The sequence below is a fragment of the Caballeronia sp. AZ1_KS37 genome (assembly GCF_023631165.1).
Lineage (GTDB): Bacteria > Pseudomonadota > Gammaproteobacteria > Burkholderiales > Burkholderiaceae > Caballeronia > Caballeronia zhejiangensis.
The window spans coordinates 122,496-143,676 of the sequence record NZ_JALQDP010000043.1 but is presented as its reverse complement, the minus strand read 5'-3'; the positions used below and the strand labels follow the sequence as shown (position 1 = coordinate 143,676).

Below are 21,181 nucleotides of genomic sequence, written 5' to 3'. Positions count from 1 at the left end.
ATGAACGCGCCAAGAAGCTCGAAGCCGACCACCGTCCTGCTGATGCTAATTGTGCCACTCGCCGTTGGCGCGTGTAGCGGAAGCGCTGATGATCATTTGCCGACTGCCGTTACCGCGCAGTCGCCCGTGACTAGCGATCCGAAGCTCGTTGCGCGTGGCGAATATCTTGCAAAGGCGGGCGACTGCAGCGCGTGCCACGACGCGGCTGACCATACCCCGCTGGGCGGAGGACTGCCCGTTAACTCGCCTTTCGGCCCGATCTATGCGAGTAACATCACGCCTGATCCCACATTCGGCATCGGCCGCTACTCGTTGAAGGAATTTTCCGATGCCCTGCGCTACGGCAAGCGCCGCGATGGAAAGCGCCTTTATCCAGCAATGCCGTACGCGTCGTTCGCGAAAATGAACGACGCTGACGTGACGGCGCTGTATGCGTACCTGATGCATGGCGTGACGCCCGCAGCGAAACGCGCGCCGCGGACGCACTTGCCGTTCCCGTTCAATCAACGCTGGGGGATGCTGTTCTGGACTTTCGCTTTCGGTAACCGCGATGAGTTTTCACCTGATCCCGAACAAAGTGCTCAGTGGAATCGCGGCGCGTACTTAGTCCAAGGGCTCGGGCATTGCGGCGCCTGTCACACGCCGCGTGGCCCAGCGTATAACGAACTCGGATATAGCGAGGCGTCGCCGTTATACCTAACCGGTGGAGTAGTCGACCATTGGTTAGCACCCAACCTCACCGGCGATCGGGGGAGCGGATTAGGGCGCTGGTCACGGCAAGACATCGTCAACTTCTTGCGCACGGGCCACGGCGCTGGCACGATCGCGTTCGGCGCGATGGCGCCCGCCGTGGAGGACAGTACCCAGTATCTTACCGATTTGGACCTTAGCGCCATTGGCGAGTATCTCAAATCGCTCCCCCCGACGCAAACGTACGGTGTCTACGACAACGACGCGCGTGCCAAGCTACAAACTGCGCGCAGCCTTGAGACTGGAGAAAATGAACGGCCTGGCGCAGGTATATACCTGTCGTTCTGCGCCCGTTGCCATCAGGCCGACGGGCGCGGCGAACCAGGCAGAGTGGCGGCCTTGGCCGGTGCCCCTCTCGTTCTGGCTGAAGATCCGACATCAATCATTCGCATCGTCGTTGAAGGCAGTAAAAGCCCTGCCACCGAAACCGGCCCCGCAGCGCAGAAGATGCCTGCCTTCCATCACGAGCTGACGTCGCACGAGATTGCGGAGGTGATCAGCTTCATCCGGAGCACGTGGGGAAATCATGCGGCGCCGGTCTCCGACCGACAGGTCGAGCGGCTTCGCGCGGAGATTCATAAGTAGTGGCCTCCCTACGGGAGGTTCGGCGGCGCAGTCGCTGGGGCTCGCCGAACCCGCGAAAACGTCAGGGCTCGGGACTACATTTCTGTTGGCCCATTCCGTTCTCGAGCCGCCCCCGGATCACCGACACTGGCTCACACTGTAATAGCAGATAGAGGTGAGACGACTCCGAGGAACTTGCACCGGTGCGCGGTGGCGCTGAAAGAGCGAGGAGCCGAGGCCGAGGCCCTCCGGTCCGTTGCACCGTTGCCGCGCTTAACAAAACTGCTCACAGAGGCGATCAGGTCCCGCTGGTGTCGTAGCTACGACGGTGCGCCTCACATCTCCCACTTCTAGCTGCGATGGAGCAAACCCCAATATCACCAGTACAGGTAGATATGGCACACTGTGCTATATCAATATTGTGCGTCACGGTTGTACACGGCATAGAAGCCTAATGGATGCGGAAAACGCCCGATACGTGCGGAAACGACCGATAATGCTTTGGCGAGGATCTCGATGAAGTACCTTTCTTGGTTGCCGAAGCTATGGATCGTCGACGCTTTGTGTGGCTTTGTTGAAGTCGCCAACACTGCCCCGGGACTCATCCACGGAGCATTGACTTGTGACGAAGTTGCGCAGCTGAATGACCAAGCATCGGCAAGCCGACGTTACTTTTCGACATGCGACCTTCAGCATCGCGACCTTTTCGTGACTGTCGAGCACGCTCGTCCGGCGAGTGCAATCGGTCCGGACCGTTCTGCCTCGCTGGATGACGCAACTTTGTACGGTGCCGGCGCGACCTATATGCAGCGAGTGGGATTTGGCGTCGGAAGCTGCGCGCTGACAGCGCTGGGCTATTCTGCTCCTTCCGCCATTCATCCCCGTGAAAACGAGCCGTGATCGGCGGCTTGTAGTGAATCTAGTTTTTAAGCATGGTCAGAACTTCCGCGCTACTGTCGATTTCGACTCTACTGTTGTCGAGTGTTTGTCACGCCGATGGCTACGACCATACGGTCATTTATACAGGAAAGGCCAATAATGGTGCCATCGTGCATTTGCGGCTGTTCGAAGGTGACAACGGAGCCGGTGAGGCAATTGTCGAGTCTCGATTCCAGGTAAATCGCTTTTACGAGACGTTGACCTACCGGGTGGCGTGGGGCCGAAATGCGCTGGCCGGGGCGGGCGACTCAGTTCGCGTCTGGCTTCCTGGAAATCCGGTGGTGCACCTGTACTGCGGAGCTCGGAACCTGGCGTGTGCATCTGAGGAATCCTTCGTAATAAATGCTCTCGGCGTATCTGCGCAACAATGGGAGCGCACCATTGAGGAGGGTGGTTGAAGAATGGAAGGTTCTGACGAGCCAATCCCACCATCGCTCTTGACGCCGATCGAGGCAACGCGCTCGCCGAGCGCGGCGACTGATGTTCACCAGCGACCCAAGGGCCACGCACAGCGAGATGTTGCGGAGCGATCGGCAAGCTACCCGTACATCAGGAGTTTTGGCGCGGGTGCAAGCGACCTTGACTCCTTCGTCTTCTCGTGCGGCGGCCGACTGTTCTCGCAACAATCATCGATCTCAAATCGTCTCTCACGTCAATCATTCAAGATATTCTTGTGTCACGCCATTCTATTTTCAGTGCCGATAGACGATCTGCTCGTGAGGCGTTGATGTTGTCTAAGGCGATCGAAAAGCGGCTCGTGATCGGCTACGAGTTGGGCTTGCAATCGGCCGAAGACGCGATCACGGCAATACCGAACCTGTCGCGTTGCAGGGCCGGAGCGGCCGGCGATGCGGTGCATCGGGCGCCGAGTCGACGTAACATGGCGCTTAAATTCGTGGGCGCGCCGATTGTTCAAAATCACGCTATCGACGCCGATCGTCGCTGGAACGTTAGAAATCTCCGCGAACGTTTAGAAAAGAAGCAGGTTATGCCGCTCAACGACAAGGTCGTCGCGGTCGTCGCTGCATCAGAGAAGCAGAGAATATCGACCTCGCGCCTCACATCTCGTGTGAACTTACTCCGCCGATGGAAAGGACTCAGGCCTTCGGGATATCCTACCGTTAAGCAGAATTCAGGGGTGTCTCGTTATGATCGCTCGATGGCAGTGGGTGTTGAAAAGGATCAGCAAGCGGTTGTGGTTCCGGACAGGACTTTTCTCGGTGTTGGGCGTCGCAACGGCTTTGCTAGCGCTGGCAGTCAAGCCTTATATTCCAGACGACCTCTCCGCACGCGTCGGCGCCGATGCAGTCGACAATATTCTCGGCATCATCGCTTCAAGCATGCTGGCTGCGACGACATTCTCTCTGAACATTATGGTGTCGGCCTTTGGGTCGGCGACTACAAATGTGACGCCCCGGGCCACGCCACTGCTTGTTGAAGACACCACGACTCAGAATGTCCTGGCCACGTTCATCGGTTCGTTCTTGTTTAGCCTGGTGCGCATCATCGCCTTAAGTACCGGCCTGTATGGCAGGAACGGCCGGGTCGTGTTGTTCGCAGTGACAATTGCGGTCATCGTGTTGATCGTTTATACACTCCTACGATGGATTGACCATCTTGCCCGTCTGGGCAGACTTGGTGAAACGTCCGATCGCGTCGAGGCAGCGGCAATCGCCGCGCTTGATCAGCGACTCAAGCATCCCTATCTGGGCGGCAGTCCGTTTCCGGGCGATGAGTTTTTAACATCCGGCCGCGCTGTTTATTCTAATTCGATCGGTTACATTGAGCATATTGACATCAAGGCTCTCGGTGAAATCAGTCAAGCGTTGTCCACCGCTATCGCCCTTCGTGTCCTTCCGGGAAGCTTCGTCGATGAGCACACTGTTTTGACCCACGTCGAAAGATTGGATGGCGGGGATGTCGAGTCCATTCGGGCCGCGTTCACAGTCGGCGTGCGGCGCTCGTTCGATGAGGATCCGCGTTTCGGCATATCGGTTCTTTCTGAGATTGCGTCGCGTGCGCTTTCTCCAGCTATCAATGATCCAGGCACCGCGATCGAAGTCATTGGCAGAGGGGTACGCATCCTTTCACGGTGGGACCGGCGATCGGAGTTAAATGAGGAGCCGTTGCAGGGCTGCGACCAAGTTTGCGTGCCCGGCCTATCTCTTGCTGATCTCTTCGACGACTTCTTCGGTCCCTTGTCCCGCGACGCAGCAAGCATGCTGGAAGTAGGCATCCGGTTGCAGAAATCATTGGCGTTGCTTGCTCGGAATGGGGACACTTCGTTCGAGTTGGCGGCCGTGCGTCACGCTGCGCTCGCGCTGAAGCGAGCCGAGATTGCGCTCGACCTTGAGGAGGATAAAATTCAATTGCGGCGGCTGGCTCTGAAGGTGCGTGCCGTTGAGTAAGTTATTTGTAGAATTCAGTAAATTGCGGCTCATGGTGCGGTTGCAGAGTTACTCTGCTAGGGTCTGCCCGGCATTTCTGGATGTAGGCACGCCCGCACCATAGCCAAATAGCGACGATCAGCAAGCCGCCTTTCAAAATACTCAACTGTTGTGTGACCGGACTCTTCTTTTAAGCGTGCACCGATTCGGACGCCGGCGAAGAAGGTTTTCGCACTCAGTCGGATAGAATGTTTCGCCACGGCAATGCGCACATTGCGCGTCGCGTCGGCCCAGCGAGACTCGATACAAGTAGCCACCATTGCGGCGGACGCATCTGTGTGCGCCGATAAGAGCGGAGACATGGCAAAGGGACCGTCCTCACGGGAGCAAGCGAACAGGGTCAGGCTGAGGGCTAGCATGAGGGCCAGACGCTGCTGCGTCTTCGAGATTTTTGGCGATGATCGCATTCACACCCATGACTTCAATAACGCTGACAAGCCGATTGTCGCTGCGTAAAATAATAGACGCCACCGAAGAGGTGCCACGTGTCTGCCGGCAATAACGGATTGCTAGTCGACTCGCGATCTGTATCGCGCATCGATAAGGTGAGGCGTTAGCGTAGCACGTCGCTGTTGCGTAAACAGGAGCACGGCTGTCATTTGAGACTAGGTAGCGGCCAAGTTGATAACCTGTCTTAAGGCTGCGCTGAGCAAGATCTCACGGACCTGCAAGGCGCCGGAACCTCGCGTGCTGGTAGCACCGACAGTTGCGTCACTGATGATCAGCAAAGCCGATCGGACACTGTATTGCGCAAGTCCTGCTCCTTGATGGGAACCGTGGGGGTTCAATTTGGTCGACCTAACATGAGAGACGCAGGGCAAATGCAGGAGACGAAATGAGACGCCTATTGACCGCTGCACTTTTCATCGCTTCTTTGGTTTCTGGTGCGTCGTTCGCATCTGACAAGAACGCGACGCAAGCCGCAGGGGATCGCAGAGGGGCAGGTGCGCATGCAGAAACTTTTGGACTGTTCCATCCGAAGCTGCAAGCCGAGGGGTTGTCAGACAGGAATACGTTAGTACCCGGATCAAAGCTGTCGGGCTACGGTTTCACGTATGGCGGATTGTGGGCCTCGTCGTCCTCAAGGCATCCCAAGGCTCAGCGAAAGCGCTTGTATTTGCATCATTGATCGACAAGGCGCTTACGACAACGTTTCAGCCGACCGATCGACTTGCTAGTCGATTGCAGGTCCACTGCTTTCTCCGCGCTGCGCCTTCGGCATCTGTCTGGGCGTTCTAGCGACGCTCTTTTCAGCGTCCGATCAGGTGAAATTGTCCTCTTTAGACGCTTGCTGCCTGCGCCGCAAAAAGTGACAGCGTACCGAGAAGGATCCAGCCTCCTATGATGAGAACAACATGGCGGCGTCCTGAAGACGGTCGGACGCCAAAGAGACTGCATAACGCGCCCCACATGAAGGATACAGTGAACAGTAGCTTCGTGACGAGGTCGGGAAAGTAACCGAGCGCCAAACAACATGCAAACACGATGAGAATCAAGAGCGAACATCCGGCCATTGTGAGCGTGATATCCCAGAATGAAGGCTTGTTCAGTTGAAGACCAAATATTTGCATTCGACGTCTCCGGAATGAGTTGACCGTTTGAAGGATGTCGCCTCGCGCGTGGCCGGACAAGTCTCAGATGCTCATCGGCAATTCGGGTGTCAAGCTCTAGCATCGGTCTGCATCGGTCTGCATCGATTGCGCCGGCTCTCCTTGACGGACGGACTTACGTACGATGCGCCCAATAGTCAGTCCCTGTCCTAAGATTGAGACCATGACCACGAGGTACGTCATGGCCAAAATGACTTCACGTGCGTCGCCGCTCGGAAGTGAGAGGGCGAGCGCGACGGAAATGCCTCCACGCAAGCCACCCCACGTCAAAACCAGCCATGAGCCGCGCGGCAGTCCTGCGGCGCGCCGGAAAAAGGCAATTGGAGCACCTACCGTCAGAAGCCGAGCAGCTAGCGCAATGACATAAGCGACAACGCCGGCAAGTATCATCCTCGAGGTGAATGGGACGATCAGGGCCTGCATGCCAATTAGTACGAAGAGCAAGGCGTTAAGAATCTCGTCGATGAGTTCCCAGAACATGTCGACATAGTGGCGCGTTGTCTCAGACATTGCATGCTCGCGACTACGGTTGCCGGTCATCACACCGGCAATAACCATCGCAAGCGGACCGGAGATCTCAAGGTGACTGGCCAGCGAATAACCCCCAAGGACGGCTGCCAGGGTGAGCAAGACCTCAATCTGGTAATGGTCGACCGATGCGAGGAGTCGATACAAGGCATATCCTAATACCCACCCAAAAGCAATTCCGCCGCCAGCTTCACGCAGCAGGATGAGCGAAGCGCTCGAAACGCTCGGTGCGTCACCGCTTGTTGCGAGGGCGAGCATCAAGGAAAAAAGCACGACCCCCACGCCGTCGTTGAAAAGAGACTCCCCAGTAATGACAATTTCCAGATTACGTGGCGCGCCGGCGGATCTTAGAATGCCCATGACTGCAATTGGATCGGTCGGGGAAATCAGCGCGCCAAACACCAAACAATAGGGCAGAGACAGTCGCATGTCGAGAAGCGGCAGCAACAGCCATATTGCGACCCCGACCACGGCGGTTGAGACGCTCGTGCTCACGATGGCGAGCGCCAGGACTTGCCAGCGATAGTGCGCAAGTCTGGCAAAGTCAACATGCATGGCGCCCGCAAAAAGCAGAAGCGACAACATGCCCTGCAAGAGCAACTGACTGAAGTCAACAGAGTGAAGGAAGCCCGCTTCGGCAATTTTCAGACGATGGACGAACCCAAGCAGGTCCCATCCGAGCCCATCGAGCACCACGAGCAAGAACGTCACCCCCAGCGATGTCGCCATGACGCCAATGGTTGTCGGGAGTCTGATGAATCGATGATTCAAGTAGGCCAATACCGCGGTCATCGAGATGCTGATTGCGACGATGTCGAGCACTGTCGATCCTCTTTACGCAGGTTCTGTGCGAGGTTAAAAGCGGGCAGGCGCACAACGTGCGATGCAGTGCTCGCCAGAGCCGCGCGGCCTAACCTTTGAGCGGCGCTGATGCGGTGCCAACAGCGCGCACGCGTGGCCGAGTAGATTTGCTTGGTTCGTCTTCTTGCGCCTGATCCGCAGCGTCGCCGACAACGTAGAGAGTGCGTGTGGGGAACGCGAAATCCATGCCGCGCTCCGCTAACCCGGTCATAAGATCCAGATTGATTGTCTGCTGAATATCCATGTACAGGTTGAAGCTAGGATCGGTGACGTAATAGACCACTTCGAAGTCCAAGGAACTCTCACCGAATTGCTTAAAATGCGCGCGGTCAAAACGTGTGTTCCCCGCGGATTCGACGGCGGCCTTCACGATCTGTGGGACCTCTTTCAGTTGCTCGGGTTTAGCGTCGTAGGTCACTCCGAAGGCAAACACGATGCGACGCTCCGACATTCTCTTATAGTTGTGTATCGTGTTTTTGAGCAGTTCCGTGTTGCTGCAGACGATCTGCTCGCCGCTCAGGCTGCGAATGCGGGTGGTTTTGAGGCCGATGTGCTCGATGCTTCCAGCGACGTCATTGAACACGATGAAATCGCCTATCTCGAACGGCTTGTCCAGGCCGATTGCCAAGGATGCGAACAGATCGCTGAGAATGCTCTGGACGGCCAGTGCGACGGCAACACCGCCGACGCCCAAACTGGCGACGAACGCGGTGATATTCACGCCCATGTTGGCGAGAACGGCGAGCAGAAGAACAGACCACAGCAGCGCCCGGAGCATCCATGACATCATTGTGGTGATGACCGGATTGTGAGCCGTTGCCGCAGCGCTGGTGAGGCGCCGGTGGGTCCAGACCGAGACGCCGTGATTAACCCAGAGCGCCATCTGGAAACCAACGACGAGAAACCACAAATGGCTGATTCGACTATCCCACTTCGCCGACAGATCAATGAATTCGGTGCCGATCAGCAGTGAGGCCATCACAATCGTCAATCGGTGTGTTCGGTCAAGCACATCAACAACGATGTCATCAAAGTGAGTTGATGTCTTCGCCGCGATCCTGCCAAGACGTGCGACGCAAATGCGAAGTAGTCCTGACAAGATCAGGTAGCTCGCCACAACGGCGACTGCTGCGTAGAGCCATTCGACAGGCGGTATGCCGAACACCGCTCCGAGATCGAACCATTTTGCCGAACTGAACCATTGCATCGGTAATTTCCTCTCTTATCGTTACTATCACTTACAGTCTGTCTGTACAACGGTGCAAGAGTTCCGTACTCTCATTCAGAAAGTTTGATGGCGTTGTCCACCAGGGCACCCGCTGCGACAGGGCCCTTTTCGCGATGTGAACCGATGTGGCGATTGCGATGCTTGAAATGCTGGCGCACGCAAGCGTGCTGAGCATATGTTCGAACCGCTTTCGGCATACACCTGTTAGCCGTTCATCGGCTTGCTTTTCGAGGTGAATCGACCGTCTAAGGGTCCACGGGCGCTTAAACGCCGAAGCGACTTAAGATGGATTTAAGTGTCGAGGAAGAAAGTGGCTGGCTCCGAGAGCAACGGAGCAACCAGGAATGCGCGCAGGGGTGTTGGGCGAAGGGCTCGGTTCGCGTTCGGTCTGTCAGCCTCGCTTGCATTCCGATTAGAGGAGGACCACATTGGCGAAGAACATTGTGCACGGGGATTATGAGGTTATGCTCGATGTGCAGCCGTTTCGAGGGACAAATAGCGTCTGGATCGACGTCACGATTCGGCATGTTGTTACTGGAGTCGTGTTTTATTCATGCTTGGAGCCGTACCCCTGTATTGCGGGGAGCTTGTCCGAGGAAAAGGCGCTCAAATCGGCGATCACGAACGCATGTGGCCGAATCGAGTTCCTTGGTCGGATTGGCCAGTTATAGGGTATTTGTTTATTCAAGTCCGCGTCCGCCATTGGCCGTCGCTTGATAATTGCGTTTGTGACGCGTTTTGAGAAAGACGAATCATTCGTACACCACCATACGACGGGCCTGCAGGCGTCGGCCGTGTACGACCTATAATGGACTTGAATTTTTTGAGAATGCTGTGACGAGTGCGATGGCCTGAATCACGGACGCTGGTGGTTCGCTAAACGCTTCGCAGATCGTCTGTTAGAGTGCATCCCGTTGGAGTCAAGGCACGTGCTGACATCAGAAGGCGCCGACGACGCCGAAATCATTATTCGCCCGTGTTCAGGCGGTGGATGGCAGGTCGAAGTTCCGACTGAGCATGGCAAGCGCGTCACTTTCGCTTGCAGCGAACAGGAGGCACTGGTCTTCGCGCGTGAAAGCCGGCCCGAGGCGAACGTCCGTATTCTACCGGCAACCGACTAGGCGGGGGTGTCTTCAACACTGGCTTTGAACTCGAGCGAACGAGGCGACAGGTTGCTGAAGCTTGGAACTCGACCCGGTCAAGTTCGATCGGCTACGGCACCGCGCTTACCGCGCGATGCGGTCAGGAGCCGACCCATCTGCGACGCTCTCTTGGTGACATAGCAGCAGCATCGGCCAGTCGCGGATTCATCAAAGGCTATTGCAGCATTGCGCCACGCCAGCGCTATTCTGCGGAAGGCATGGTCATCGTTGGCGACTCACGTCGGAGGTATGCATTGGCGGCCTTTCGAGCGCGTTTATTCGATATAGCCACCCGGCGGGAGCGGGATCAGGCGACCGGATCGGCGGGGCTGTAACTGCGAGAATGACGATTCCGTCTTATCGATTCAGGAATTTCCTGGCAGTACCGAGCGCAGGGGCGGGACCGGAAGGTCGTGGCCTTCGATGAAAGCCGCAGCGTACCAAACCGCGAACCTGAGAGCGCTCTCTTCGGTGGCAAAAATACCGAGTTCGCCGAGCGACGTCGACTGTCCGTCCTCTTCAAGGATCGAAACGCTAGCGACGAATGCAGCGCCCTTACGGGTAACGGAGGGCTCGAATGCCGCTCCTGAATGATAGATCACCATGATCCTCCGTTTGGGCGGCGCTGTTTAGCGCGCAGGGTTCGGTGCCGCACTAGAGGCTTCGACAGTGCAGTGGTTATTTTCTTAAGACAGTGGGCTGTCTGTTGGCTGACCATTTTAGGCGGGGAAACGGGTGAAACGCACGTTCGTATCGGTAAGTTTTCGGACGCGTTCACGCGAGTCGCCAGTCGTAGTCGGTGCCGGGGCTAGCATGGGCAGCGCATCGGCCAAGATAACGTGACACGGATCGTGGGACACCTCGAAGGTGACGCACCGGGCAGGATCAGCGATCAGCATCTGAGTTAGCATTCCTATGTTGTTTGACGTACTTCCGACCGCCCGACACTTTCGATCGCTGCCACCGTCGTCGCCGGAGGTCGGTTCTTATCTGCCCGGCGATGGGCACTGACTCGACCCGATCCTAAGACGGGTGCATGCGGGAGAGCCGACAAGCATCGGCGGCGTGTTGAAAACCGCGCTCGCAGGGTAAGTGTTCGCGGGCCAGGAAGTCACCACGGCTTGGACTTGATACAACCCCGGATCGGATATACAATTATATTAAAGTGTATCCATGCCATGGGAGTTATCATGCAGGTCGCGAAATGGGGTAATAGCCTTGCCGTGCGGTTGCCCGCAAGTGTCGTCGATGCGCTGGGCTTGAAGGAGGGCGACGATATTGAGATTTACGCTGCCGATTCTGGCGCGTTCTCGGTCAGCAAAAAGCCGACCGTTGCCGAGCGGATTGAGCGACTGCGCAAGTATCGGGGACGTCTGCCCGCGGACTTTAAGTTTGATCGGGAATCGCTCAGCGACCGGGGATAACGTCGAATGACAGTGGCCGCACCGACTCGGTTCGCCGTCGATAGCAACATACTCGTCTATCTGTTTTCGGACGATGCCGCGAAGGCTGACAGGGCTGAGGCATTGGTGGCTAGCGGACATTTCAGGCCAGTCATCAGTACTCAGGTGATGAACGAGGTCACGCTTGTGATGAGCCGGAAGATGGGCTTATCGTGGCCTGAGATTGAGCACATCTTGGACGATGTCGAAGTGTTTTGCGAAGTCGTGCCGCTGACGCTTGAAGTTCATAAAGAAGCACGTCGGATTGCAGCGCACTACGGATTCAGGTTTTACGATTCCTGCATTATTGCTTTCGCATTGCTCGCGGATTGCGAAGTCCTCTACAGCGAAGACATGCACCACGGTCAAGTCATCTTCGGCCAGCTGACCGTGATAAACCCGTTTTCTTGAGCAGATGGGTCTATCGACTGAACAACTGCGCGTCTTACTGCTTGATCGTAGGCTCGCGGCGGAGCCGTACGCAGTCTTCTCTAAGCGCCATTATTTTACATAACCCGAGTTATCGCATTTTAATTTCGGGAGGCCTTATGTCAAGGACCATCGGCTGACTAGGCTCGTTACGCGTCACGTTATGTCAATCCCCTCGAATCGCCGCTGGTGCTGTCGGCTGGACAGCCGATGCCAGGTCGGCATCCCGATTTGTACCGTAGCGCCGCCGATTTTGCGCCGCTAGGCTGGATCGCTTCGTGATCGCCGCGGAGCACAGACGATGGAAAGCTGGCGAACAGGCTATCTTGGGATCCGTCAAGTACCCCGCGATCTGAGCGAGTTTGAACTCAACACTTTCTTCACGTTCTCGAAGCAAGAGATCGCGCTCATCGAGACGCGGCGATCTGATTTATATCGTCTCGCCGTTGCGTTGCACGTCGGGTTCATACGAATGTCCGGCCGATCGCTGGATTCCTATCGCCAGATACCTGCGATGCTGTGGCGGCACCTCGGTCGACAACTGCATGTCCAGCCGCCCGATCTCGGAACGCTGCGCTCGATCTACGACGGACGCTTCGATACGCTGTCCGACCATCAACGATTTGCTCAAATCATCGCGAACTTCCGCACGATCTGAGAGCACCAACGTCGATACGTGATCCGTTGGCTGAAAGAACAATTGACGGGTCGCCCAGAGCGCGGCCAATTGGGCAACGACCTGAAGCAATGGTTCTACGAACATCGGATCGTCATACCCAACGAACGGACAATCCGACAGTTCATCGTCCAAGCAGTTCGCGATATCGAGAGTTCGCTCCACGAGGAATTTCAGCGAACCTTCGGCCCGGAGAAATTGGACAGCTGGGCACGCCTTTTACCCCAGCCACACAAGGAGTACGTGAGCCTGCAGGGCTGGCTTTGGGCTGTGCCGCTCCGTGGTTCGACTCAGCAGATGGGTGAAGTGCTGGATAAGATTAATCTCCTGACCATGCACGGCGTTGCATCCCCATGGCCAAGCGCATGCAACGATGCAATTGTTCGCTACTACGCTCGTCGCTGTGCCAACCGCTCTCCATCCATCAGCAAACGGATCGCGCCGCAAAGCCGGAGGCTCGAGGCCGCCTGTTTCATGCGTTATTCGCTGTGCACGGCGACCGATCACGTACTCACGATGCTCCGGCGCTGGGTGCAGAAAGTCGTGAATGATGCATCTCGCGCGCTCGACGCGGCGAAGAACAAGCTTGACGATCAGCTTCGCGAGTTCGCCCTGGCTGTGAAGGCGTTGGCGATTGACGAGTCCCTGTCGCGCGAACAGCTTGGTAGCGCGCTCTGTGAACTGGCCGACACAGTTCTCTGCCCACCGCAAAGCCGCCGCAGCCTCATGCGGCAGCATCTAATCGGCAAGCGACACTCGGCACGGAACCTATTGATGCGGATAGTGCAACTGCCCTTCGAGGCTGATTCCACTCATCCCGTACTCGACGCGATCGTTCTGCTTCGAGATCTTTATCGCCGTCACGCTTACTTACTGCCCGATGGGTTGAATATTCGTCTGGGTCGCGCGTGGCGCGAAGCGATCGACGGATTCGACCGAATCAAAGCCATGAAGGCGTTCGAATGGGCCACGTTGTTCGCCCTGCGCGTCGCGCTTCGCAACGGATCCGTCTATGTGGAGCATAGTTTCGCGTTCCGTAGTCGAACGCGCATGTTGATTCCGATGGGCGAGTGGATCGCCAAACGCAACAATCTTTACGGGCAACTGGGTCTTCCGCAAGATCCCAAGGAATTTCTCGATCCGATCCTTGCACTTCTCGATCAAAGGCTTGATCTCTTGCTCGAAGCGGTGAAGCAAGGGGATGTGCAAGTTGATACGGCCGTGCATTTGAGTCCGCTCAATGCCCAGCCGGCGGACAACGAAGCGGATCGCCTGCGACAGGCGATCTACCAGGCGCATCCGCAGGGGCAACTACCGGAGATCATCCTCGAGATCGATAGCGCAACACGATTCAGTTGGCTTTTGCTCGGGCGTGAACCTCGCTCACGAGTGGAACTGCTGATGGTCTATTCTGCCGTGCTCGCGCATGGAACATCTCTCTCGGCCGCGGAACTCTCTAGGATGGTGCCCGAGGTGTCAGGCGACGCGATCCGCCAAATGATGAAACGCTTGGCGGACGAGAGAAAGCTGAGGCTTGCCGCCGATGCAGTTCTTGAGTTCATGCACGAGCACCCTATCGCTGCTCACTGGGGCCGTTCTGATCTCGCGTCTTCCGACATGATGTCGCTCGAAACCACACGAAAGGTATGGCAGGCTCGGGCAGATCCGCGGCGCCGCTCGGCATCCATCGGAATGTACACACACGTGCTCGATCGTTGGGGCATCTTTTACGATCAGCCGATCGTTTTGAATGAGCGGCAAGCAGGTGCGGCCATCGAAGGTGTCGTGCGCCAGAGTGCCACGAAAGACATCGCTCAGCTCGCTGTCGACACGCATGGGTACACCGATTTCGCGATGGGCCTGGCCCGCACGCTTGGATTTGATCTCTGCCCTCGCCTGTCGCATCTTCGTGATCGTCGGCTTCACGTTCCTCGCAGCCAGGACGTGCCGCAAGAGCTTTGTGCCGTGACAGACCGCGACATCAGACTTGATCTCATCGCTGAAGTCTGGGACGAGTTTGTCAGGATTGCTGCATCGATTCGCTCAGGAAAATGTACTGCAGTGGAAGCCCTAACCCGCTTCGGCTCAGCAGCGCGTGGGCAGCCGGTCTATGACGGAGGCGTCCACATCGGTCGGCTGTTCCGTAGCATCTTCCTGATCGATTACTTCACGAACACGACATTCCGGACGGAGCTGCAGCACGTGTTGAATCGGGGCGAGGCCGTGCATGTGGTTCAACGCGCGATTCATGTTGGACGCATCCCCGTCGAATTGGCACGGCGCGAAGATTCGCTCTCAGCCGTGTCTTCCGCATTGACGCTGCTTGCGAACATTCTGATGGCATGGAACACGACCCACATGCAGCATGCGCTCGAGGCGCTGCAAGCCTCCGGAGGCGAATCGCCTGGAGCCGAACAGCTCAGAAGGATTGCGCCGACGCATCTGGAGGGCATCAACCTGCGCGGGACCTTCATTTTTCCGGTTGGGCGCTACGCAAGCAGACTCCTTCCAAGCTTGGTTCAAGGTACGGCGACGCGTGAAGCCACTCAGCGCGCATAGCGATGCGCCGGATCACGCTGGGGGGTAGACAGCAAGTCCCTGATCTAAAGAGGTATTATTTTGGCGCCAGAACGCAAAGCCTTGTCGGAGCTAGAGCGCCCTAACCCGGAATTTGCACGGAAATCAAGGTCACCCCGGAACGGGGTCCGCGCCGAGCGTCGGCGAAAGAAGCTTCGGCAGCAGAATGTTAGGGGACCGCCGGCCGGCAGCGCAACGGCCTCTTTTAACGGTCTTGTCGAGTGTCCCAGACCCGAAGGATTGCAATAGCAGTGGGATCTTCCCCGTAGGCGGGCAGGACCTCATAGTGAAGCTCGTAGTGTCCCGCGAGGCACACCCACCGATGCACTTCGCGCGCCGGGGGGCCATCGTAGCCGTCGAGTTCTTCCCCGATACGATGGAAATGGTCCTGACCCAAGCGCTCCGCCTCGTCGAGCAGCGCATTGACAACCTTACGCGCGGTGGCCGCGTCGTTGTATTTCTTCACATGCGCAGCGATCGCGCTCAAATCGGACATCGCTTTGCTGGTGGGTAGGACTTTGACGGTCACGCCTTTGGTACCGGCAACTCGTTGTCCGTGCCAAGGCTATTTGCCCACGCACGCGCTTGCTCCATCGAGAGCAGGCGGCCCGCGCTGACATCGTCCAGGCCCTCCTGAATCAGGCGACGCCTCTCTGCCTCACGCGCAAGGAACTGGACCAGCGCCTTCTTGATAATCCACTGCCGAGGCCGTTCAAGAAGCTCCGATAATGCGTCTACTTCGTGAGCAAGTTCGACGGGCACTTGTGCCGTCAACGTTCTAGTTTCAATGGTCATCCTGGACCTCACGACATATTCCAATAACATTTATTGTAAAACAATAGGATAGTCCAGTGCAGGTTGATGCGCATTGCGAGTGACCTGCGTCTATATGCCCGAACCAGTTTCACCGGTGAAACTCGGCTCTACTGTCCTGCCGGCGAGGTAGCCGTCGCCGCTCCGTATAAAATACTCTACTTCGCGCTTAGGGAAGAATCTCTCGCACGTAACGGCGAAAATAGTCGTATTTTTCACCGCGCCGATCCGCCTAGGGTGCCTGACGCGTGTGGGAGAGAGCCACAAAAAGAGGTGTAGCGCGCAGGCTCATTCGGCGTGTCGCTGCTGTACGCACTAAGAGATCCACCACTATTACGCCCGGGTACTACCACGTGGTAGTCGCGCAAATGCTCGCTTTCTGAAAACGGGTACACACCAAACAACGATTAGGGGCGTACCCTTATTAGTTTCACGGGAAACGCACCTCGAGGAGGACTTAGTTAGCTAATTACAGAGTCATTCGATTCTTGGTACCTGTGGTGTGATGTTGCGCTGGTTTGGTTTTTCAGGTTTTGTTATCTTTTAATGGGTAAGGCGACCGAGTTATCCACAGGATATCCACTTTTTTCGCCTTTCCGTGTTGCGCACCGCGTCGTATGCTTGGTGTTGCGCTGAACGGCGGACTGCGGCACAACGCTCAGGAGACCCTGAGGAGTGGGATGAGCCGTCAGTGTTGCGCTTTTCCACTCATCCTTTAGGCCTGTGCGGGCTGCCAGGATTACCACCAGGACTTTCGGCGAGCGACGATACCGTTGCGGTTGGCACGGCACCCATGGCAATCAGTTTGTCGCGCGCTTCCCTGTGATGCTCGTAGAATTTTGCCCACTTGCTGAAGCCGCCTAGTTCGCCAACGGCACGTAGCATGGCAAGATGGGAAGCCGTTAGCAGCTGCACGGTGGCCTCGAGCTCTGCAATCCGGATGTCCTTGTCGGCAAGCGATGCGGCAATGTCGGCGCCAGACCGTTTGGCAACACGACCACGCCAGCGTCGGTATTCCGTCTGGCGTTGCTGATACTCGGCAAGCAACTGGCTTCGCGATTCGCTGCGGGTGATGGACGATGCCGCTTTGATGGACGGATGCAACCGAGAGACAGCGCGCGCCGTGATGTCTTCATCATTGGCGAGCAGCGTTTCAAGAATCTCGCGCATCTCGTTATCATCGACTTGCGCCGTATCGTTGGGCTTAGTCATCAAGTACTCCACGTTGCGGCGGCAGCGACAGGTCGCGGCCATCCGGGAAGGGGCGTTCGCCCGCAGGCGTGGCCAGCAACGTGCGAACGCCAACCAGGCGCTGTTCCGCATGTTCGAGCTGGTTCTTCCAGCCAATGCTGGTCGACGGCCTAGCCTTGATTTCCTCGACGGCAATTTTGAGCTTGCCCTCAAGTCGAATCAGATTTTCCCGGTTCTCAGGTAAATCGGTTGCCGAGAGATGGCGGCAATCGTTAAAGCATTCGAGATGGTTAGGGCACGGGTCAACCGTGAACGAACTCAGGCAATGCCCATATGGCGTGGCATGGAAGCCATCAGCTTCGACGCGCAGATACTCGTACGCGGCAGTGTCGCCTTCGGTCGCCTGGATGCGGCGAAACGCCTCCACGATAGGGCCGCTGGCTCGGCCGCCCTTGATGAGCTTTGCCACTGTGCTCGCTTTCTCGCCGAGCATTATCTCGATGTCCGGCGGAATTTCTATCTGGTCCAGTTCCTCGGCAAGACTGCGGTGGTCGTATTCATAGCTTTGAGCGACACTGCGCCGATTGAAGCGCTTCGAGATGATGGTGTCGGCTACGCCCAGCCGGAACAGTTCGGTGTTCTGGAGGTGGCGAAGCATGTGTGACTCGATTTTCAACGCCCGGTCTTCGTCCGTTTCGCCGTACTTTTCGAACAGTGACGGCAACTCCTTCGCGTCACCAAGTGCGTACCCAATGAAGGAAGGGTCGGGCCGGTTAACCGCCATGTACCGCGTGATATCGCACAGTCCGTCGTTACGTTCCTCGGCAAGCGAACGCTTGGGCTGCAGGAACAGCAACTCCCAAGGTTGAACCAAGCCGTCAGCGAGAGGCAGCGGCGCGGTGTCGGACACCTTCGTCGGTGTTGTCGAGCGAATGTAGTCCTCAAGCTCGCCGACACGCAGATAAGTGTCTTTCCAATTCATGCGCTCCTTCACCCCAATAGCCGCGCCATCAGCACGTCTGAATCGTAACGCAATGTGTTCGGCGCGCATCTTGTCTTGCAGGCGGTTCCCAAGCTTGTATAACGCCATATGAAGTGCGAGCCGACCAGTGCTTTGCTTCTGTTGTTGTAGAGCATAGAGGTCACTCAATACTGAGGGGTCGAAGCTTTCCCGATATCTACGGACGAACTCTTCACTTTCCATCTCTAACCAGAATGGACTGCCCGATATCCGTGTGTACAGTTCCGTGAACGGAACAATGTCGTCAGCCGCGTACCATGGGAGCAATCGCCCAGTCTCGCATTGAAGCTTCAGCGTCGCACGTAACGGCTCCGTCAGCGTGACTACATGGTCAAGCGTTTCCGTCAGTAACAACCGGAACATGTCCGGCACGGGCTGAGCGTTCTCCCGCAGGATACGGCTATCCGAGTCCTCATCCTGCTGCTTTTCCGCGAAGTGCCGGACCATGAGCGAAGTCGAGATACCTCCCGCTTCACCGGCTGGTCGACCCTTGGAATCCACATACGAACGCTCCCGCTTCCAGTCCAGCGGCAACAGGGCCACTTCGCCAGCGCGCATGCCCGTCACAATCATTGTGCGCGCAGCGGCGAATCTCAGGTCGTCGACGAATGTACGGGGTCTTTCGGTCATCACGATGCGCGTCAGTTCCCAGAACGCACGGCGTTCAGGCAAGCGCTCTGCACGCTTGCGAGCCTCGAGGTCGGCACGTAACGCCTCCTGCGACCAGATATGCTTGGCGCGAATGACACTTTTCGTTCGAAGGCGCGCGACATCAAGCCATGCGTACATCTGTCCTGCATCGCAGATGTGATTCGGGTCAAACAGGACTTTCACGATGCCCGCGACCAAGTCCCCGAACTTTCCAGATGCTTGAACCGCTTTCGCGATGCGAACGGCCTCTCGCAGGTCATCAATCGTCAGTTGCCACGGTTCGGAATCTACGCATGTTGCAATCGCTCTCAACGGGCGCGCGATACACTGTGACACGTGCGGAACCGTATTGCGCCGGAACAACAGTTGTTCGGCTACCGCTGCTTTCACGAGGTCTTGCCATGCCAGCGATAGCGGCTCCCGTACCTTCGGCGCCAATCCCAACTCAAGACGCTCGGCGTTGATGATTGCCAGCACCTTTGCTTCGGGCCCAAGGTCCCGGAGATAGTGTGTCGGAGGTGGTACATCACCTGCCACAGCGGTAAGATTCCAGCCGATACCATCGCGTGCGGTACCGTCTTCATTGAGGTCGATTTCCCACGGCAGGCCTTTTTCCTGAGCCAGCGCTTTGCCCAGCTCAATGAACGCGGAGTAGTGTGGGTTCATTGCCGGTCCTCGCTTTCCAGTTCTTCAATGACAGCCTGAATCTCGACGATGGTACGCTGCAATTGAAGGTAGGCGGGCGAGCGAACATCACCCCGAGAACTGCGTTCGAAGAACAGAACCACACCACGCATGTCGGCAAGCACTCGCTCATGCATCGCTTTGTCGTGCAAAGGCATGAACTTCCGGCATCCGTAGCACGACGTGATGGGGTTGTAAGGGCAGGCGGGCTGACCGGATTCACAGCCGCCGATGCCGGCAATTGGAGTTCCGTGAGGCACACCGGCAATCTGCTGCTCGCCCTTGAGTTGCGCAAGCTCCTCGGCGGAGATGAAGCGGTCATGCGCGATTTTCGCCACGCGCCGATAAACGTCGGACGCACCGAGCGCACGGTTCACCCGTTCCGCGTGAGTGGCCGACGTTGCAAAGTACACCAGTCCCGTTTGCACATGCGCGTGGCCCATGAATTCAGCCAATTCCTCGTGGCTCGCACCGGCGTCAACAAGTCGCTGGGCTGCCGTATGTCGCAAATCGGTGGCCGTGCCGAGGTCATCGGACCCAATCAATCTCCGCACCAACGCGGCGATGCGAATTCCTACCTCAGCAACTGATTGAACATCAAAGAAGCGAGCGGCACCGGCAGCACCTTCGGCCTTGCGCCGCTCATTGAACGCAACGAACAGCGGCGCCCACTCGCGCTTGACTCGACGCGTAAGGGGCCGTCTTTTCGAGTCGCTGTGCTGCTTGGCCATGTGGAAGGTTAAGTGAACGGTCGGCGGCTCATCCGGAGTAGCATGCCATATGCGAACATTTCGCATGGGTAGCATCGCAATCTGGATTGGTCGCATGGCAAACTGATAGGCGCACAGCATCATTCCTGCGTCGCGGACTTCTTCGTTCGACGGAGCTGCGGTTGCCGACGACCCAAGGACGGCAACCACTTCATCCAGGTGCCGCACGATTGCCGCCTCCTCGTCGACCGATAGGAAGACATCGCCCGAATGCACCCCTGCATGAGAGTCGCTTGCCGGACCCGGGAGAGAGGAGCGTATGAACTCACCGTATGTCGGCGACCATCCGCAGAGCCTGTGGATGCACAGTAACCGCAGCAACGTCTTGCCGAACCGGTACGCGTCCTGAGGCAGGTCGCGAGCTCGCATAAGAGTCCATTCACGACTCACCTTGTGGGGACCGGCACCCATCAGCTTCTCGACCTCGGTCATGGAGAAGTGCATCGCGCCATTCGCGGCCTTGAACGCAGACATGACATGAAGCCCTTCGCCGAGCAGATACAGGAAGAGCTGCTTTACCAGCAAGCCGTACGCAGCCGGGTAACGACTCAACTCCAGCCGGTGTGTTCGTCCGTATATCTGCAACTCAAAGGCTTCGGCTTCGCCGGGTGAGGCGATGGAACGCGTGACATCGTCGAACTCATCGTAGTACCGAATGAGGGGAGGGAGCGCGGGAAGTCCTGACCTTGCAGATATGCCCCTCGCCTACCCGCTCGTGCCTCGGTACGAAGATCGCGGCGTGCGGCATCGTGTGCTCGGCAGCTACCAGATTTCATATCGCGTCACTGGGCAACCCGAGCGCATCGACGTAATTCACGTCCTGCGTAGCGCCAGAGACATCGCCGCGGGCCTTTTCGC

15 protein-coding genes and 1 pseudogene are annotated in these 21,181 nt (G+C 57.2%); 8 read left to right on the top strand and 8 right to left on the bottom strand.

The window, feature by feature from the left end; translation table 11 throughout:
• The 4 genes from NCS00_RS29780 to NCS00_RS29765 all read left to right on the top strand — a co-directional run bounded on the left by NCS00_RS29780 (position 1) and on the right by NCS00_RS29765 (position 4,661).
• A complete protein-coding gene (locus NCS00_RS29780) occupies positions 1-1,335 on the top strand; it encodes a c-type cytochrome (protein WP_250441815.1) in 1,335 nt (444 codons plus the stop codon).
• A gap of 495 nt (positions 1,336-1,830) precedes the next feature.
• On the top strand, positions 1,831-2,214 hold the full coding sequence (locus tag NCS00_RS29775; RefSeq protein WP_250441814.1) for a hypothetical protein: 384 nt from the start codon (positions 1,831-1,833) through the stop codon (positions 2,212-2,214).
• A gap of 32 nt (positions 2,215-2,246) precedes the next feature.
• Complete coding sequence (locus NCS00_RS29770) at positions 2,247-2,651, top strand: hypothetical protein (protein ID WP_144403855.1); 405 nt, start codon at positions 2,247-2,249, stop codon at positions 2,649-2,651.
• Between the two features lie 750 nt (positions 2,652-3,401).
• Entirely contained in the window at positions 3,402-4,661 is a 1,260-nt protein-coding gene (locus NCS00_RS29765; protein WP_250441813.1) for a DUF2254 domain-containing protein, read from the top strand.
• Positions 4,662-6,367: 1,706 nt separating this feature from the next.
• On the opposite strand, the gene NCS00_RS29760 is transcribed toward NCS00_RS29765, so the two are convergent.
• Both NCS00_RS29760 and NCS00_RS29755 read right to left on the bottom strand, forming a co-directional pair.
• Positions 6,368-7,660 carry a cation:proton antiporter gene (locus NCS00_RS29760; protein WP_250441812.1) on the bottom strand — a complete coding sequence of 431 codons (1,293 nt, stop codon included), beginning with the start codon at positions 7,658-7,660 and terminating at the stop codon, positions 6,368-6,370.
• A gap of 88 nt (positions 7,661-7,748) precedes the next feature.
• A complete protein-coding gene (locus NCS00_RS29755; RefSeq protein WP_008344637.1) occupies positions 7,749-8,906 on the bottom strand; it encodes a mechanosensitive ion channel family protein in 1,158 nt (385 codons plus the stop codon).
• 950 nt (positions 8,907-9,856) lie between these two features.
• On the opposite strand from NCS00_RS29755, the gene NCS00_RS29750 reads away from it, so the two are divergent.
• A complete protein-coding gene (locus NCS00_RS29750) occupies positions 9,857-10,048 on the top strand; it encodes a hypothetical protein (RefSeq protein WP_233392205.1) in 192 nt (63 codons plus the stop codon).
• Between the two features lie 386 nt (positions 10,049-10,434).
• Here the strand turns inward: NCS00_RS29750 and NCS00_RS29745 are convergent, their stop codons facing one another.
• Positions 10,435-10,674, bottom strand: coding sequence for a hypothetical protein (locus tag NCS00_RS29745; protein ID WP_250441811.1), 240 nt, complete (start codon positions 10,672-10,674; stop codon positions 10,435-10,437).
• A gap of 585 nt (positions 10,675-11,259) precedes the next feature.
• Between NCS00_RS29745 and NCS00_RS29740 the strand changes: the two genes are divergently transcribed.
• The 3 genes and pseudogenes from NCS00_RS29740 to NCS00_RS29730 all read left to right on the top strand — a co-directional run bounded on the left by NCS00_RS29740 (position 11,260) and on the right by NCS00_RS29730 (position 15,175).
• On the top strand, positions 11,260-11,493 hold the full coding sequence (locus tag NCS00_RS29740) for an AbrB/MazE/SpoVT family DNA-binding domain-containing protein (RefSeq protein ID WP_233392212.1): 234 nt from the start codon (positions 11,260-11,262) through the stop codon (positions 11,491-11,493).
• Between the two features lie 6 nt (positions 11,494-11,499).
• Complete coding sequence (locus NCS00_RS29735; RefSeq protein ID WP_250441810.1) at positions 11,500-11,922, top strand: PIN domain-containing protein; 423 nt, start codon at positions 11,500-11,502, stop codon at positions 11,920-11,922.
• A 319-nt stretch (positions 11,923-12,241) separates the two neighbouring features.
• Positions 12,242-15,175 (top strand): annotated as a pseudogene (locus NCS00_RS29730) (Tn3 family transposase).
• A 223-nt stretch (positions 15,176-15,398) separates the two neighbouring features.
• Here the strand turns inward: NCS00_RS29730 and NCS00_RS29725 are convergent.
• The 5 genes from NCS00_RS29725 to NCS00_RS29705 all read right to left on the bottom strand — a co-directional run bounded on the left by NCS00_RS29725 (position 15,399) and on the right by NCS00_RS29705 (position 20,848).
• On the bottom strand, positions 15,399-15,722 hold the full coding sequence (locus NCS00_RS29725) for a type II toxin-antitoxin system RelE/ParE family toxin (protein ID WP_250441809.1): 324 nt from the start codon (positions 15,720-15,722) through the stop codon (positions 15,399-15,401).
• Complete coding sequence (locus tag NCS00_RS29720; RefSeq protein ID WP_250441808.1) at positions 15,719-15,988, bottom strand: CopG family ribbon-helix-helix protein; 270 nt, start codon at positions 15,986-15,988, stop codon at positions 15,719-15,721. Before NCS00_RS29720 ends, NCS00_RS29725 begins: the two co-directional genes overlap by 4 nt.
• A gap of 726 nt (positions 15,989-16,714) precedes the next feature.
• A complete protein-coding gene (locus NCS00_RS29715) occupies positions 16,715-17,218 on the bottom strand; it encodes a hypothetical protein (RefSeq protein WP_250441807.1) in 504 nt (167 codons plus the stop codon).
• Positions 17,211-19,535, bottom strand: a complete 2,325-nt coding sequence (locus NCS00_RS29710) for a hypothetical protein (RefSeq protein ID WP_250441806.1) — start codon at positions 19,533-19,535, stop codon at positions 17,211-17,213. Before NCS00_RS29710 ends, NCS00_RS29715 begins: the two co-directional genes overlap by 8 nt.
• Entirely contained in the window at positions 19,532-20,848 is a 1,317-nt protein-coding gene (locus tag NCS00_RS29705) for a site-specific integrase (RefSeq protein WP_250441805.1), read from the bottom strand. Before NCS00_RS29705 ends, NCS00_RS29710 begins: the two co-directional genes overlap by 4 nt.
• Positions 20,849-21,181: the final 333 nt, after the last annotated feature.